The sequence below is a fragment of the Streptomyces sp. CB00455 genome (genome assembly GCF_001905445.1).
In the GTDB taxonomy this organism is placed as follows: Bacteria; Actinomycetota; Actinomycetes; order Streptomycetales; family Streptomycetaceae; genus Streptomyces.
In genome coordinates this window covers 1,606,961-1,623,457 of the sequence record NZ_LIVQ01000001.1, presented here as the reverse complement: position 1 = coordinate 1,623,457, position 16,497 = coordinate 1,606,961, and the positions used below count along the sequence as shown (strand labels likewise).

Sequence of the window (16,497 nt, the reverse complement as noted above, 5' to 3'; positions counted from 1 at the left end):
GGCGGGGTGCGGGACGAGCCGTGACCGGGCCGGGGTGTGCAGGCGGCGCGGGGCGGCGTAACCTTGGCCGCGCCATGCCGTACGAAGCACCCACCCACACCGTCGAACGCTCCCTCCGTGCAACCACCGGCGCCAAGGTCATCGCCGGGGTCGACGAAGTCGGACGAGGGGCCTGGGCCGGTCCCGTCACCGTGTGCGCGGCCATCACCGGTCTGCGCCGGCCGCCCGCGGGGCTCACCGACTCCAAACTTCTCACCCCCAAGCGGCGCGACGTTCTCGTCGACGTCCTGGAGACCTGGGTCACCGCCTACGGTCTCGGGCACGCCTCCCCGGAGGAGATAGACGAGCTGGGGATGACCGCCGCCCTGAGGCTCGCGGCCCAGCGCGCCCTGGGAGCCCTGCCGGTGCGGCCCGACGCAGTGATCCTCGACGGGAAGCACGACTACCTCGGCGATCCCTGGCGGGTCCGTACGGTGATCAAGGGAGACCAGTCCTGCGTGGCCGTCGCGGCGGCCTCGGTCATCGCCAAGGTCCGCCGTGACCGGATGATGGCCGAGATCGGCCAACACGTCGACGGGATCCAGGACTTCGCCTTCGCCGCCAACGCCGGATACCCCTCCCCCGTGCACCGGGCGGCCCTGGAGGAGCGGGGACCCACCCCGTACCACCGGCTTTCCTGGTCATACCTCGACGGCCTGCCCCGGTGGCGCCACCTGAAGAAGGCGCGCCGCAGCGAGGAGTCGATGGAGCTGGAAAACGGAGGCCAACTCGGCTTCGATTTCTGATCGCACCCATGTGCCACCGACCGGTACGTTTCGTACCGGTGTTTTGATACCCGTCACGACACGCCTCTCACCCCCGCCATCGAGGAGCCTCAGATTCACGAGAGTGCCCAGGGTCCCCGCGTCACGCCGGCCGCGAGCCGCACCGCGCAGACCCCCCGCCCCGTACCTGGTCCGCGTCCCGTAGCCGTGCCCCGGCCCGGACGCCCCGGTCCCTCCCCCGCAGCGGCAAGCCGCGCGGGCGGTGGCCCCTTGCCCGCACCGCCCGCACAGCGTGCGCCGCAGGCCGCCCCCGGACCTGTTCCCGCAGCCCCCGCGGCTCCTGCCGCCTTTGCTCCGGCCCCCGCCGCGCCGTCCGTATCGGCGGCGGTACCGCAGGTCCAGCTGATCCCGGCCTCCGCCGAGGGTGCGCTGGACGCGGCCGAAGAGGCCGTGGACCTGCTGCTCGACACCGGGCGCGCGCCCGGCGACATCCTGGTGCTCACCACCGGCGACCCGCACCCGTGGGCCGCTCACGAACTGTCCTTCGGCGAGGCCGCGTACTGGGCCCAGCACGACGCCGGGGACGACGTCTTCTATGCGGACGCCGCGCAGGCGCAGCGGGCGGCGGGCCGTCCCGTCGTGGTCCTCGCCGTCAATGGCGGACCGGTCGCCGCCGTGGCCGGCACCCTGCCGGCGGCGCTCGCGCGCGCCGGTGCGCTGCTGATCGTGTGCGGTGACCCGCAGCAGGCCAACTCCGTGCTGGGCGCGGGCGTCTGACGTCCCGTACCGGCGTCCCGCATTCCGGCACGGGTCGAGGGGCGGGGCGGGCCGCGGGCCGGCCCCGCTGAAGGCCGGGGGCCGATCCGCCGTACGCCCCTCATGGGTGTACAGGCGTGAGGCCCACCGGCCCGCCCCCCGGCCGTCCGGTCCGTTCGTCGGCCTGGTCCCGTCGGCCGGTTCCTGCCGGCCGCTTCCGGGCGCCTGTCCGGATGTTGGTCCGTCGTCGCGCCCGTCGGTGTGGCTATCGGTGTGGCTGCCGGTGTGGCCGTGCGGGAGGGCGGCCGGTACGGGGGTCAGCGCGCCGCGGTCCGGCGCAGCGCCTGGGCCGCGCCGCTGCCGCCGTGCAGGGCCAGCGGGGCGAACTCCGCCACGGTGTCGCCCAGTCGCTGGGGCCGCGACTGCGAGTTCGGCCTTCGGCCGCCCCGCCCTTCGCCCAGTACCTGCCAGCCGTGACGGGTCAGCGTGATGTACGCGCCGCACCGCAGCCCGTGGAGGGTGCAGGCGTCCCGCAGCCCCCACATCCAGGCGCCGTCCTCCTCGGTCCACCGGTCGTCGCCTTCACGGCAGTAGAGCAGTACCGCCGTCCGCACCGGGGTCCTTCGGCGCAGATCGTGCGGCAGAACCCGGCGCAGCCGGGACAGCAGGGCGTTGCGGTACTCCCAGCCGTCGGCGGAGACGGACCGTTGCACGAAGGAGGCGCTCGCCACGAGCTGCTCCTCCGGGCCGAGGACGGCGATGACCGCGGTCGAGGGCACCGGGCTGTGCCGGGAGTGCAGCCCGCTGACGACTTCGCGCGGGTTGCGGAGGAGGGGTATGCCCGCCGCCGTCCACGCGGCGGGTTCCAGCAGGCGGCCGTGGCGGCTGGCGCCACCCGTGGCCGTGGTCAGGGACGTGGTCGAGGGCGGGGCGAATCCGAAGGTCACGGTCCTCCCTTCGGGTACACGCCCGCGGACGGGCACGGCTGGAGTCGGGCGCGCCGCAGCGCGGCCCAGGAGGGTGCCGCGGAGCCGAGCGGGAGCACTCCAATTCTCGCGTGGCCCCGGAGCATGCGGCAACGAGCAATTGGCGCCGCCGACCGGAATTCGCCGGTATGCCGTTCATATCCTTGCCCCGCCACGCTGAAGATGACGCATTCCGTTATGGCTGGAGCGCCAGCACCAGGGGGAACACCTCCTTCGCACCGGCCCGTCGGAGCAGCCGGGCGGCCACCGCGAGGGTCCAGCCGCTCTCCGCGCGGTCGTCCACGAGGAGCACCGGGCCCGCCGCACCGGCGAGGGCGTCCGCCAGTTCGGGGGGCACGGCCAGAGCCTGGTGGAGTGCCCGGACCCGCTGGGCGCTGTTCGAGGAGGGCAGACCGTACTCCGGGACCTGGCCGGTGTACGCGAGGGTGCCGAGCAACGGCATCCGCCCGACCTCGGCGATGCGTGCGGCCAGGGTGGCGACCAACTCGGGGCGGCCGCGCGACGGCAGCGCGACCACCCCGACGGGCCGGGCGGGGGCGTCCGGCGCCCCGGAGGCCCAGCCGCCCGGGCCGCGGGCCCAGTCGGCCAGCACCGCCACCACGGCCTGGGTGACATCGTCCGGAACCGGTTGGTCCGCAGTCTGCGCCGCCATCATGGGGCGCAGCCGGTTGCCCCAGCCGATGTCCGACAGCCGGCCCAGCGCCCGGCCGGTGGAGGCTTGCTCACCGGCCGGGATACGGCCCTTGAGGTCGACGCCGACGGCCGCGAGCCCGGTCGGCCACATCTTGCGCGGCTCCAGTTCCACGCCCGGGCGGCCGAGTTCGCCGCGTGCGGTGTCCAGGGCGGCGCTGGAGACGTCCGCGGTGAAGCGGGCGCCCGCGCAGTTGTCGCAGCGGCCGCAGGGCGCCGCCTCCTCGTCGTCGAGCTGGCGGCGCAGGAACTCCATCCGGCAGGCGGTGGTCGCCGCGTAGTCGCGCATGGCCTGCTGCTCCGCCGCCCGTTGGCGGGCCACCCAGGCGTAACGCTCCGAGTCGTACGCCCAGGGCTCGCCCGTGGAGGTCCAGCCGCCCTTGACGCGGTGCACGGCGCCATCCACATCCAGGACCTTGAGCATCGTCTCCAGCCGGGTGCGGCGCAGGTCGACCAGCGGTTCCAGGGCGGGCAGCGACAACGGGCGGCCCGCCTGGGCCAGTACGTCAAGGGTGCGGCGCACCTGCTCCTCGGGCGGGAAGGCCACCGAGGCGAAGTACTGCCAGATCGCCTCGTCCTCCCGGCCGGGCAGGAGCAGCACCTCCGCGTGTTCCACGCCTCGGCCGGCGCGGCCGACCTGCTGGTAGTAGGCGATGGGGGAGGAGGGGGAGCCCAGGTGCACGACGAAGCCGAGGTCGGGTTTGTCGAAGCCCATGCCCAGGGCGGAGGTCGCCACCAAAGCCTTGACCCGGTTGGCCTGGAGGTCGTCCTCGGCCTGTTGGCGGTCGGCGTTCTCCGTCTTGCCGGTGTAGGAGGCCACCGTGTGACCCCGGTGGCGCAGGTAGGCGGTGACCTCCTCGGCCGCCGCGACGGTCAGGGTGTAGATGATGCCGGAGCCCGGGAGGTCGCCGAGGTGGTCGGCGAGCCAGGCCAGCCGGTGCGCCGCATCGGGCAGGCTCAGCACGGCGAGGCTCAGGCTCTCGCGGTCCAGCGGTCCGCGCAGGACGAGCGCGTCCGTGCCGGCCCCGGTGCCCAGCTGCTCGGCGACGTCGGCGGTGACGCGCGCGTTGGCCGTGGCGGTGGTGGCCAGCACGGGGACGCCGGGCGGGAGGTCGGCGAGCATGGTGCGCAGCCGGCGGTAGTCGGGCCGGAAGTCGTGCCCCCAGTCGGAGATGCAGTGGGCCTCGTCCACGACGAGGAGGCCGGTCGCGGCGGAGAGCTTGGGGAGGACCTGGTCGCGGAAGTCCGGGTTGTTGAGACGCTCCGGACTCACCAGCAGGACGTCGACCTCGCCGGCCGCCACCTCGGCCTGGATGCCCTCCCACTCCTCGGGATTGGCGGAGTTGATGGTCCGGGCGCGGATCCCGGCCCGGGCGGCTGCCTCGACCTGGTTGCGCATCAGGGCGAGGAGCGGCGAGACGATGACCGTGGGCCCGGCGCCGCTCGCCCGCAGCAGCGAGGTGGCGACGAAGTACACCGCGGATTTGCCCCAGCCGGTGCGCTGCACCACCAGCGCCCGCCGCTTGTGCGCGACGAGGGCCTCGATCGCCCGCCACTGGTCCTCGCGCAGCCGTGCGGTGCCCGTGGGGTCGCCCACGAGGCGGGCTAGTACGGAGTCGGCCGAGGACCTCAGGTCTGCGTTCATGCCCCCATGCAACCCGATGCCTCCGACATCGCGCCAACGCCGCCCCCGAGGCTGTGGAAGTTGAAGGAGCAACTGGTTATCCACAGGGCTTTCGGGATGGGGGCGCCCGCGGGACCTTCGGGACATGACGAACAACCACGAATCGCGCACCCCGTCCGACCGGTGGCCGATCAGGTCGGCCGGCTCCGCACCCGACGCCCGGATCACCCTGCGCAGCCCGGCCGAGCTGGCCGATGCGCTGCCCTACATGCTCGGATTCCACCCCACCGACTCCCTCGTCATGGTCGCCGTCCACGGTGAGGGCGGGCGCTTCGGCGGCCGGCTCCGCGTCGGCATCCCGGCCGCCACCGCGGAATGGGAGGACACCGCGCGGCAGGTCGCGGAGTGCCTGATCCGGGGCAGCGAGCGCCGCGGCTGCAAGCCCGACGGCATCGTCGTCTTCCTCTGCCAGGAGCCGCGCGGCGAGGAGAGCGGCCGGCGGGTGATGACCCGGCTGCGGCCCCTCGCCCAACGGATCAGGCTCGCCTGCGGCGCCCTGGACGTGCCCGTCCTGGAGGCCCTTTGCCTCTCCGCAGGACGTTTCTGGTCCTACGTCTGCCCCGACGAGCGCTGCTGCCCCGCAGAGGGCAGTCCGCTGGCGGCGGTCGGCACCTCGGTGATGGCCGCCGCGGCCACCTTCGCCGGACTCCAGGTCCGCGGCTCCCTCCGCGAGATCGAGGGCAGGTTGATGCCCGCGCGGGGGGTCGGCGCCGCGGAGATGGAAGCCGCCCTGGACCGGGCGGCCTCAGCCCTGGTACCGAAGATCCTCGACGGGGCCACCCGAGAGGAGGTCGGCGCCGAGACCCTCACGCTGGCCCGCTCCCTGATGCGGCGGATGACCCTCGCCCCACCCGTCGAGGGCGGCCCGCACGCCGACGACTGGGACGACGCCCTGCTCGGCCACGACGAGGCCGCCTCCCTGATCCTCGGCCTTCAGGACCGGGAGATCCGGGACATCGCGGCGGAGTGGATGGAGGACGAGGAGGCCGCCCCCGCCCTGCGGCTGTGGCGCGCCCTCGCCCGGCGCTGCGTCGGGGCCTACGGCGAGCACGCGGCGGCTCCGCTCACCCTTGCCGGCTGGGTCTCCTGGTCCACCGGCGACGAACCGACCGCCCGGATCGCGCTCGGGCTGGCCTTGCGGGCGGATGCCGACTACCGCTTCGCCCAACTGCTCCACCACGCCTGCAACGAGGGCATCGACCCCGAAGGCCTGAGGCAATGCCTGCGCGAGGAGCGGCGGCGCCGCGAGCCCCGGCGGGACAACCGGCCGACCGACGGGCGCCCTCCCGGCCGGCGTGTCAGGACGGCACCGCGCCGCGGGACCCGTCGCACCGCGGGGAGCGGGCAGTGAGCCGCCGCGGGGCCCGGTGCGACGCACCCCTCCGGCGGCTGTGCGGGGCCTGGTCGGGCGGGCCGTCGGGCGGGACGGCCCGCCACGACCGCGCGCGGCCCGTGACCTGGGCGGGGGTAGGGGCGTTCAGTTGGGGGGTAGTGGGGCCCCGGCCGCGCCGCCGCCCAGCCGAACCCACCGGAGCGCAGACAAGGCGATGCATGTCTCACCCCGCACCTCCCCGACCACCCGGCGTGCCCCCGGCACGCCGGACCGAGCTGCCGCCCGTACACGGCGCCCTGATCTGCGTCGCCGCACCCTGTCTGGTCATCTCCCCGGAGCACGGCCAGCTCACCGGGCGGGGGATCGACGGCATCTACCGCGCCGGACGCAGACTGCTCTCCCGCTGCGTGCTGCGCGTCGCCGGCCGGGAACCGGTGGCCGTCCAGGGCCGCAGCCTCGGCGCCGACCGGGCGGCCTTCACCGCGACGGTGCGCACCGGGGCCGAGCCGAGTCCCGACCCGGACGTGGGGGTGGAACGCCTCCGGCACGCGGACGGCACCGAGCGGATCACCCTGCGCAGTTTCAGTGCCCGGCCGGTACGCCTCCAGGTGGAGATGCTGCTCGGCACCGATCTGGCCGAGCTCGCCGCCGTGGCCGCGGGCCGGGCCGGGCCCGAGGTACCCGCCGCGGTGCATGCCGCCGGGCTGCGCTGGAGCACCGGCGAGGCGCAGGCCGTCGCCGTCGCACAGCCCCCGCCCGACGACGCGGTGGCCTCCGCCGGCCTGCTGCGCTGGCAGCTCGAACTCGCACCGGGCGAGTCCCGCACCATCGAGCTGCGCACCACGCACGACCGCACCGCCCGGGCACCCGCCGGCCGCGTGGCCAACCCGCTCGCCGACGCCCGGGCCGAGGGGGACGATCCGAGGGCCGAGGCGTGGTTCCGGACCAGCGTGCAAGACCTCGGGGCGCTGCTGCTGAGGGATCCCGGTCATCCGGGTGACGCCTTCGCGGCGGCAGGGGCGCCCTGGCGACTGGGGCTGGCTCCGGCAGAATCCCTGTGGACCGCCCGGATGGCGCTGCCGCTCGGGACCGGGCTGGCCGCCGCCACCCTGCGGATCCTGGCCCGCCACCAGAGCGGCGGGCGCGGCCCCGACGCCGGGAAGATCCCGGGGCCGCTGCGCGGCGCCGGGCCGCAGCTGCCCCCGGGGTGCACGGGCACGGAGGCCACCCTGGCCTTCCCGGTGGTACTCGCCGAGGCCCGGCTCTGGGGAATGCCCGAGGAGGAGGTCGCCCGGCTGCTGCCCGCTGCCGAGGGGTGCCTCGACTGGCTGCGCGGCGCACTGGGGCAAGACGGCTTCCTGGCCGACCCCGATCCGGGGCCGCGGCGGTGCGAAACCCAGGCCCACGCCCACCGGGCCGCCCTGCTCGGAGCCGGTCTCCTCGACGGATGCGGGCGGCCCGGAGCCGACGAATGGCGGCAGTGGGCGGCCGCGCTGAGGGAACGGTTCCGGGCGGAGTTCTGGATCGACGGCCCGGACGGGGGCCGCCCGGCCGCCGCGCTGCACCCCGACGGCCGGCCGCTGCCCCGGCTGACGAGCGCCGCCGCCCACCTGCTCGACACCGGGCTGCTCGGCGGCGGGCGGCTCGCCCCGGGCCTCCTGGACCGGGCCGGCACCGAACAGCTGGCACGGCTGCTCGGGGCCCCCGCCATGGACTCCGGATGGGGACTGCGGAGCATGGCGGCCAGGGAGCCGGGGCACAACCCCTTCGGTCACCGCTCGGGGGCGGTGCGGGCGTACGACAGCGCGGTGGCAGTGAGCGGGTTGGCGCAGGCGGGCTTCGGCAAAGAGGCCGCAAGCCTGCTCCGGGGCCTGCTGGATGCGGCCGAGAGCTTCGGGTACCGGCTGCCCGAGATGTTCGCGGCCGAGCAGCGCACCACCGGTAGCGCCCCGCTCCCGCACCCGGCGGCCTGCCGCCCGGCCGCGGTCGCCGCGGCCGCGGGCATCCAGGCCCTGACCGCCCTGGCCGGGATCCGCCCGGACGCCCCCGCCGGCACGGTCGCCCTCTCTCCGCTCCCCGGCACGCCCCTGGGCGCCCTCAGATTCTCCGGCCTGCGGGTATCGGGTGAACCCTTCACCGTCCGGATCAGCCGGCTCGGCCTCGGCATGGTGGAGGAGGCGGCCGATGCGCTCCAACTGGGCGGCTAGGTCCTCTCTTTCGGACCGTGCCGGGCCCACACTGTCCGCCGCCGCGCCTCCCCGCGTTGCCGCGGCGCCCCACTGCATCCGGTACACAGGCGGCCCCTCCGTCTCGCGCCGCACGGCGCCGGACAACGCGGGCCCGGCCGACCGGATCAGAAGGAGACGGCCCAGCGCCCTGGCCGACCACTGGAAGGGCCTCCTCAAGCTCGCCAAAGCGCTGTTTATCGTCAGGCAGACGACTATGATCGCGGCATGTCGCCCTACGACCCGTCGGCCTTTCCGCCCTTCGCCGTCACCGTCGACCTGGTCGTGCTCACCGTGCGGCGCCACGCGCTGTGCGCGCTGGCCGTCCGGCGGGGTGAGCAGCCCTACCAGGGGCGCTGGGCGCTGCCCGGAGGATTCGTGCGCGGGGACGAGGACCTGGCGGCGGCCGCCGCCCGCGAACTGTCCGAGGAGACCGGCCTGTGCGCACACGACCCGGCCGCTCCGGGCGTGGGCAACGGCGCGCACCTCGAACAGCTCGCCACCTACGGTGATCCGAAGCGCGATCCGCGGATGCGTGTGGTCAGCGTGGCGCACCTGGTGCTGGCGCCCGACCTGCCGGCGCCGAGGGCCGGCGGGGACGCGAACAGCGCCCGCTGGGCCCCGGTGGACGAGCTGCTGGCAGCCGAGGACGAGACTTCCGCGGGGCTCGCCTTCGACCACGCCCGGATCCTCGCCGACGGCGTCGAACGGGCCCGCTCGAAGATCGAGTACTCCTCCCTGGCCACCGCCTTCTGCCCGCCCGAGTTCACCGTCGGTGAGCTGCGCCGGGTCTACGAAGCGGTCTGGGGTGTGGCCCTGGACCCGCGGAACTTCCACCGCAAGGTCACCGGAACCCCAGGGTTCCTGGTGCCTGCCGGAGGCACGACGACTCGTCAGGGCGGGCGGCCGGCCCAGCTGTTCCGCGCGGGCGGAGCCACCCTGCTCAATCCGCCGATGCTGCGTCCCGAGGTCTGAGACCGCACCACCGGCTGTCCCGCCGGCGGGGCCGCCGGCCGCCACTACCGCCGGGCCGCCGGCCGTGAGGCCCCCCGCGCCGGCGGTCGTCGCGACGCCGGTCGTGACGTCCGCCGGGCCACCCGCGGCGAGCGAGCCCGCCCCGGTCGCGTCATCGTTCCGAGGCGCCGCCGCTGGAGCCCGGAGGCGGCGCACGGCACCTGAGCAGTGCGGGACACCTGCGCGCGGCGCAACGGCACTATCGGCATCCCGTCGGACCGGTTGCGCCGTAAATCGGACATATCGCGTTATCTTGCTTGCGGTACTCACCCTGCCGCCGAGCGGTCTCACCCCCCGCGAGAGAAGCGATGCTCCAGGCCATCGGACTGACCAGCACCCCCCGTCCCGACGCCCCGCCCCTGGTGGACGACCTCACCTTCGAGGCCCTCCCAGGAGCCGTGACCGCCCTGCTCGGCGAGCAGGGATCGGGCAAGACCACCGCGCTGCGGCTCATGCTCGAACTGGAACCGGGCCGCGGCGTCACCTACTTCCGCGGTCGCCCCCTGCACCGGATCCCGTATCCGGGCCGTGAGGTCGGCGTGCTGCTCGGCGACGTTCCCGGCAACCCGGCGCGGACCGTGCGCAACCAACTGCGCATGCTCTGCGCCGCCGCCGGGGTGCCGGCCTCCCGGGCCGACACCATGCTGGAGGTCACCGGCATCGGGGGCCTGCGGGACCAGCGGCTCGGCTCGCTCTCGCTGGGCATGGAACGCCGGGTCGCGCTGGCCGCGGCGCTGCTCGCCGACCCCTGCACCCTGCTGCTCGACGAGCCTTCGGCCGGCCTCTCGCCCCGCGAACGCGCCTGGCTGCACGGGCTGCTGCGCGGACACGCCTCCCTGGGCGGGGCGGTGCTCTTCACCACCGCCGACGCCAAGGAAGCCGCACGCTGCGCGGACCGGGTCGTCAGCATCCGGGCCGGCCGGCTCGTCGCCGACCAGGACGCCGCAGACTTCGCCCGTACCCGGCTGCGCCCGCGGGTCGCCGTCCGCACCCCGCACGCCGCCCGGCTCGCCGACGTACTGGGCCGCGAGGCCCGCGCCGCCCGGCGCGCGGTCGAAATCGTGGCGGAGAGCGGCAGCCGCCTCTCCGTCTACGGCAGCAACTGCGCGGAGGTGGGCGAGGCGGCGTTCCGGCACGGCGTGCTGGTCCACCAGCTCGCCGACGAGACCGGGGACACCGGGACGCCGGCGCCACCGGTCCCACGCGCGCGGACCGTCGCCGCGGGCCCGTCCGCGCCCGGCACGGCAGCCGGTATGGCAGCCGGTACGGAGTGCGGCGTGGGATCCGGCGTGGCGACGCACGCCGGCGGCGCACTCGATGCGTCCTCCGAAGCGGCCCCCGGGGGACCGCCCGAGGGCTCCCTCGGCCTGGGCCGCAGCCCGGCCTGCGCCGGGAGCCCCCGGCGCGCGGCCGTGCGGCGACCCGACTCGGCGGTGCGGCGCCTCAGCGGACCGCTGCGCCCGGTGCGCTACGAACTGCTCCGGGTCTTCGGCACCGCCACCCCCCTCCTGACCGCCGTGCTGGTCGTCGTGGCCTCCGCCTTGACCGCCCTGGTGCTGGCCCGGATCGGGCAGACCCCGCAGAACCGGCTGCTCGCCGCCTGGCCCGGACTGCTGCCCCTGCCACCCGCGGCCCTCGGTGCGGGACTCCTCGGCGCCCTGGCCTTCGGCGAGGAGTACCGCTACCCCGCGCTCGCCGCCGATCGCGGTACCGTGCCCCGCCGCATGGGACTGCTCGCTGCCAAGCTCGGCGTCTGCGCCGTCCTCGCCCTGCTCCTCGGCGCCCTGGCGGTGTCGGCCGATGCCGCGGCCCTGGCGCTCGTCTTCGACGCCGGCCCGCTGCGCACCCCGGTGGAATGGTTCATCCCCGCCACCAGTTGGGCCGGGCTGCTCGTCGGCTGCGCCTGGGCCGGCGTCCTGGCCTCCGGGGTCTTCCGGTCCGCCACCGCGGGTTTGGCCGCCGTACTCGCCGTACCGGTGATGGTGGTTCCCCTGGTGCGCAAGGTGCTGGAGGGACCGTCGGCCTACCCGGCGACCGGTCTCGCCACCCGCCTGCGCGGCCTGACCTGGGGGCAGTGGCCGCCGGAGGCCGACCGTCTGATCACGGGGACCCTGCGAGTGATGGCCCAACCTGTGGGAACGGCGCTGGTGTTGTCGCTGATGGTCCTGTTGTGCGCCTATGGGTTCACCGGACTGCGCGGCAGGGTCCGTTGGTGACCGTTCCAGTGCACAGACGGGCCGGACGGGACCGTTGCAGCCCACGTCGCGTCAAGCAGACAGCAACCCCGCGCTAAACGCCCGATTATTTACGATAAGTCGTCAATTGCGTGAGTGGCACCGATCACCCTTTCGTGTGCTTTTCACCAAAGACCTCAAGGGTGATGGAGGCACGACCGACAAAGGAGTCGTGAGTACCCTTGCGCACACCATGATGACCGCCGCCCGCCACGCCGACTCCGGCCTCGCCGGCCCGGGCGATCTCGACCGCTACCCCTACGCGGAGACCCCCGGGTCCGACCGCGTCGCAGCGCCCCACTGGGACGGCGCCGACGTCGAGTTGAGCCGGGTCGGGCGCCGCGCCGCCGGCAGCCGCGGGCGCGGGCTGCACGGCCAACTCGTCCAGCAGCTCGGCCAGATGATCGTCTCCGGCGATCTCGGCGCGGACCGTCCGCTGGTCCCCGAGGAGATCGGCCAGCGCTTCGAGGTCTCCCGCACCGTCGTCCGCGAATCGCTGCGGGTCCTGGAGGCCAAGGGCCTCGTCAGCGCCCGCCCGAACGTCGGCACCCGGGTCCGCCCGGTCGCCGACTGGAACCTGCTCGACCCCGACATCATCGAGTGGCGCGCCTTCGGCCCACAGCGAGACGACCAGCGCCGCGAGCTCGGCGAGCTCCGCTGGACCATCGAGCCGCTCGCCGCCCGACTCGCCGCCGGCCACGGCCGCCCGGAGGTCCAGCAGCGCCTCGCCGACATGGTCGAGATCATGGGCCACGCCCTCGGCCAGGGAGACGTGATCACCTTCGCCCGCGCCGACAACGAGTTCCACGGGCTCCTGATCCAGGTCGCCGGCAACCGCATGCTGGAGCACCTCTCCAGCATCGTCTCCGCCGCGCTCCAGGTCTCCGGCCACCCGGTCACCGCCTGCGACCGCCCGAGCGAGACCTCCGTCGCCCACCACGCGCGGATGGTCGAGGCTCTCGCCGCCGGGGACGCGACGGGAGCGGAGAACGCCATGCGTCAGCTCCTGACGGTGCATCCGGAGGTCGAGCGCGTGGTCCCCGCCCCGCGCGAGCACTGAGCAGCGGACGCGCGGGGGCGTCGCGGGGGTGTATGACATGTCGCCGGGCCCGGTCGGGTCCGGCGACACCGGCGTGCGGCCCCGGTGCGCTCCCGCTCCGACCCCCGGTGTGCTTCCACCCCCCTGCCCGGGGGGTACCCGGGCGCCCACGCCGCGCGGTGCCCCGCCCCGGCCCTTGCCGCCGGTTTCCCGGGCCCCTTCCTCCCGCTTCCCAGGTCTCTCGCCCCCAGGTCCCCCGCGCCCGCAGTCGAAGCGCGCATATGGGCCTATGACCGGCATTGCTGCATGCGGGGTGTGACTCGGGCCACGAAGATAGGGCGTAACGCTCCGCGAGGTCACGCGATGACTTAAGAGGTGATGGCCGACGGAGGGAAGACAGCAGCCCTTGGGGTTGCTGTGCAACTCCCCGGCCCCTGCCCGCGCCGCCGGCCCATCCCCAGTCGGTGGTCGTCGGCTCCGGTCCAGCACCACCAGGCCCGGGGTCGGAAGCCGTTTCCATCGTTCCGAGAGGTTGTTCGTGTCGGCCAGCACATCCCGTACGCTCCCGCCGGAGATCGCCGATTCCGAGTCTGTGATGGCGCTCATCGAGCGAGGCAAGGCCGAGGGGCAGATCGCCGGCGATGACGTGCGTCGGGCCTTCGAGGCTGACCAGATTCCTGCGACCCAGTGGAAGAATGTTCTGCGCAGCCTCAACCAGATCCTCGAGGAAGAGGGTGTGACGCTGATGGTCAGTGCCGCGGAGTCGCCCAAGCGCACCACCCGCAAGAGCGTCGCAGCGAAGAGCCCGGCCAAGCGGACGGCCACCGAGCCCGTGGCCCGGAAGACGGCTGCCAGGACGACTGCGGCGCACACGGCCGCCCCCGCGGCGCCCGAGGCCGAGACGGCGGACCCGCAGACCGTGGACGCCCTCGCGGAAGAGCCCGGAACCGAGGCCCCGGCCAAGAAGACCGTGGCGAAGAAGGCGGCGGCGAAGAAGGCCGCGCCCGCCAAGAAGACGGCGGCGAAGAAGACCGCGGCGAAGAAGACCGCCTCCAAGAAGGCCGCCGACGACACCGGCGACGAGGAGACCCCGGAGGAGGGTCCCGACGCCGCGAAGGCCGACGGCGACGAGGAGGAGGAGGGCGGCGAGAACAAGGGTTTCGTCATCTCCGACGACGAGGACGACGCCCCCGCCCAGCAGGTGGTCGTCGCCGGTGCCACGGCCGACCCCGTCAAGGACTACCTCAAGCAGATCGGCAAGGTCCCCCTCCTCAACGCCGAGCAGGAGGTCGAGCTCGCCAAGCGCATCGAGGCCGGTCTCTTCGCCGAGGACAAGCTGGCGAACTCCGACAAGCTGGCGCCGAAGCTCAAGCGCGAGCTGGAGATCATCGCCGAGGACGGCCGCCGCGCGAAGAACCACCTGCTGGAGGCCAACCTCCGACTCGTGGTCTCCCTCGCCAAGCGCTACACCGGCCGCGGCATGCTCTTCCTGGACCTGATCCAGGAGGGCAACCTGGGTCTGATCCGCGCGGTCGAGAAGTTCGACTACACCAAGGGTTACAAGTTCTCCACCTACGCGACGTGGTGGATCCGCCAGGCGATCACGCGCGCCATGGCCGACCAGGCCCGCACCATCCGCATCCCGGTGCACATGGTCGAGGTCATCAACAAGCTCGCCCGCGTGCAGCGCCAGATGCTCCAGGACCTGGGCCGCGAGCCCACACCGGAGGAGCTGGCCAAGGAACTCGACATGACCCCCGAGAAGGTCATCGAGGTCCAGAAGTACGGCCGCGAGCCGATCTCCCTGCACACCCCGCTCGGCGAGGACGGCGACAGCGAGTTCGGCGACCTCATCGAGGACTCCGAGGCGGTCGTCCCTGCCGACGCCGTGAGCTTCACGCTCCTGCAGGAGCAGCTGCACTCGGTGCTCGACACCCTGAGCGAGCGCGAGGCCGGCGTGGTCTCCATGCGTTTCGGCCTCACGGACGGGCAGCCCAAGACCCTGGACGAGATCGGCAAGGTCTACGGAGTCACGCGTGAGCGGATCCGCCAGATCGAGTCCAAGACGATGTCGAAGCTGCGCCACCCGTCCCGCTCCCAGGTGCTGCGCGACTACCTCGACTGACCGCATCCGCTCCCGCCCTGCCGCATACGGCGCGCCGCCCCGGCGGCGGGGGCCTTCGGCGGTGGCGGTCGCGCGGGTGCGCCCCGCCACCGGGCATCCCACTCTGGGTGGAGTCATGCACACTCGGAGTCAGGAGGCCTCATGCGTCGTCCCTTTGCCCGTGCTCTGGCGGGAGCGCTGACCCTGGCGGCGGGAGCGGCCGCGGCGCCGCTGGCCCAGGTGCCGCACGCAGCCGCGGACGGCGTGGTGATCGGCGGGAAGCCGGTGAAGATCACCGACAGTCCGTGGGTCGTGGCACTGGCCAGCCGTGACCGGTTCGGGGGTACGCGGGGCGGGCAGTTCTGCGGGGGCGTCATCGTGGGGCCCGCCAAGGTGGTGACCGCGGCCCACTGCCTGGGCCGAGAGGTGCTGGGCGGCCCGGTCGGGTCGGTCCCCGACTTCCGGGTGATCGTCGGGCGTACGGAGCTGCAGGCGTCCGGGGGCCGGGAGGTCGCGGTGCGCGCGGCACGGGTGAACCCGGCCTACGACCCGGGCACCAATGCCGGGGACCTGGCCGTCCTGGAACTCGCCGAACCCGTGCCGGCCCACTACGTGCTCCCGATGGCCGCTGCGGGGCACCCCGCCTACGACGCCGGGACCGAGGCCGCCGTGTACGGCTGGGGCGACACCAGCGGCTTCGGTGACTACGCGTACGCGCTCCGGGCGGCGTCCGTGACCGTCCTGGCGGACGAGGTGTGCGCCCGGGCCTATCCCGGGGACGCGGACGGTCAGTACCGGGCCGACTCCATGGTGTGCGCGGGCGACGGCCGCGGCGGCAAGGACGCCTGTCAGGGCGACAGCGGCGGCCCGCTGGTCGCGCAGGGACGGCTCATCGGGCTGGTGTCGTGGGGGCGCGGCTGCGGGCGCGCCGACAGCCCCGGCGTGTACACGCGGGTCGCGCCCCTGGCCGGCTTCGTGACCGGCCCGGAGAAGGCCGTGCAGCGACGCGGTGCCCAGGGATCCCCGTGGACCCCCGCCAGGGCCTCCGGGGCGGCCCCCGGGTCCCTGCGGGGGCATCTGACCGGCCGGGCTCCGTAGGGGCGCGCGGGGGCGGCCGCTCGCGCGCCCCTTCCTTCCCGGAGCGGGCGGGCCGGCGAGCGGCCGCGGACACGAGGACGGGCGGCACCCCTGAGTCTCAGGGGAGCCGCCCGTCGACCGGCCTGGCCGGTCCTGGCTCGTCGGATGTCGAGGTGCAGGCCTTGTGTCAGCGGTCCTCGGGTTCGGCCTGGGCGGCCGGAGCGGACGTGAGCCGCTCGGTCTCATCCTGTATTTCCGCGGCGATCTTCTTGAGTTCCGGCTCGAACTTGCGACCGTGGTGGGCGCAGAAGAGCAGTTCACCGCCGCTCAGCAGGACGACGCGCAGATATGCCTGGGCGCCGCAACGGTCGCATCGGTCAGCGGCCGTCAGCGGGGTCGCGGGTGTCAGAACAGTAGTCACGTCGCCTCTTCTCTAGCTCGACGAGCTGTCGTACCAGGGTCAACATCCAACCAGGCCGAAAACGTTCCCGCTCGCGGCTTTTCCTCGAAACTTCCTTCCGAAGCTGGCCGGCTGTTGCCGGTTGGCGGCGAAGGAGCCGTATTGCGTTGCTTTACGGTTTCGCGTTGTCA

The 16,497-nt window shown here is 74.2% G+C and carries 12 protein-coding genes; 9 read left to right on the top strand and 3 right to left on the bottom strand.

What is annotated here, in order from left to right:
• The first annotated feature begins 74 nt into the window (after positions 1–74).
• Both AMK16_RS07160 and AMK16_RS07155 read left to right on the top strand, forming a co-directional pair.
• Positions 75–785: a ribonuclease HII gene (locus tag AMK16_RS07160; protein WP_073909875.1), complete on the top strand. Its 711-nt coding sequence runs from the start codon at positions 75–77 to the stop codon at positions 783–785.
• A gap of 78 nt (positions 786–863) precedes the next feature.
• Entirely contained in the window at positions 864–1,541 is a 678-nt protein-coding gene (locus AMK16_RS07155) for a hypothetical protein (protein ID WP_073909873.1), read from the top strand.
• A 296-nt stretch (positions 1,542–1,837) separates the two neighbouring features.
• Here AMK16_RS07155 and AMK16_RS07150 read toward each other — a convergent pair whose 3' ends face one another.
• Together AMK16_RS07150 and AMK16_RS07145 are read right to left on the bottom strand one after the other, a co-directional pair.
• On the bottom strand, positions 1,838–2,467 hold the full coding sequence (locus tag AMK16_RS07150) for a hypothetical protein (protein WP_073909870.1): 630 nt from the start codon (positions 2,465–2,467) through the stop codon (positions 1,838–1,840).
• Between the two features lie 214 nt (positions 2,468–2,681).
• Positions 2,682–4,841 carry a RecQ family ATP-dependent DNA helicase gene (locus AMK16_RS07145; protein WP_073909868.1) on the bottom strand — a complete coding sequence of 720 codons (2,160 nt, stop codon included), beginning with the start codon at positions 4,839–4,841 and terminating at the stop codon, positions 2,682–2,684.
• A 124-nt stretch (positions 4,842–4,965) separates the two neighbouring features.
• Here AMK16_RS07145 and AMK16_RS07140 point away from each other — a divergent pair, with 124 nt between their 5' ends.
• From AMK16_RS07140 to AMK16_RS07110, 7 genes are all read left to right on the top strand, one after another.
• Positions 4,966–6,231: a DUF4192 domain-containing protein gene (locus tag AMK16_RS07140; protein WP_079191353.1), complete on the top strand. Its 1,266-nt coding sequence runs from the start codon at positions 4,966–4,968 to the stop codon at positions 6,229–6,231.
• 200 nt (positions 6,232–6,431) lie between these two features.
• Positions 6,432–8,420, top strand: a complete 1,989-nt coding sequence (locus AMK16_RS07135) for an amylo-alpha-1,6-glucosidase (RefSeq protein ID WP_073909866.1) — start codon at positions 6,432–6,434, stop codon at positions 8,418–8,420.
• A 246-nt stretch (positions 8,421–8,666) separates the two neighbouring features.
• Positions 8,667–9,413, top strand: coding sequence for an NUDIX hydrolase (locus AMK16_RS07130; RefSeq protein WP_073909863.1), 747 nt, complete (start codon positions 8,667–8,669; stop codon positions 9,411–9,413).
• 347 nt (positions 9,414–9,760) lie between these two features.
• Complete coding sequence (locus AMK16_RS07125) at positions 9,761–11,668, top strand: ATP-binding cassette domain-containing protein (protein ID WP_073909861.1); 1,908 nt, start codon at positions 9,761–9,763, stop codon at positions 11,666–11,668.
• A 136-nt stretch (positions 11,669–11,804) separates the two neighbouring features.
• Complete coding sequence (locus AMK16_RS07120) at positions 11,805–12,746, top strand: FadR/GntR family transcriptional regulator (RefSeq protein ID WP_073909859.1); 942 nt, start codon at positions 11,805–11,807, stop codon at positions 12,744–12,746.
• 517 nt (positions 12,747–13,263) lie between these two features.
• The gene (locus AMK16_RS07115) at positions 13,264–14,850 is read left to right on the top strand and encodes an RNA polymerase sigma factor (protein ID WP_274535338.1); all 1,587 of its coding nucleotides are present in this window, start codon (positions 13,264–13,266) and stop codon (positions 14,848–14,850) included.
• Between the two features lie 141 nt (positions 14,851–14,991).
• Positions 14,992–15,927: a serine protease gene (locus tag AMK16_RS07110; RefSeq protein WP_073909855.1), complete on the top strand. Its 936-nt coding sequence runs from the start codon at positions 14,992–14,994 to the stop codon at positions 15,925–15,927.
• Between the two features lie 166 nt (positions 15,928–16,093).
• On the opposite strand, the gene AMK16_RS07105 is transcribed toward AMK16_RS07110, so the two are convergent.
• Entirely contained in the window at positions 16,094–16,327 is a 234-nt protein-coding gene (locus tag AMK16_RS07105; protein WP_073909852.1) for a DUF7455 domain-containing protein, read from the bottom strand.
• Positions 16,328–16,497 lie beyond the last annotated feature (170 nt).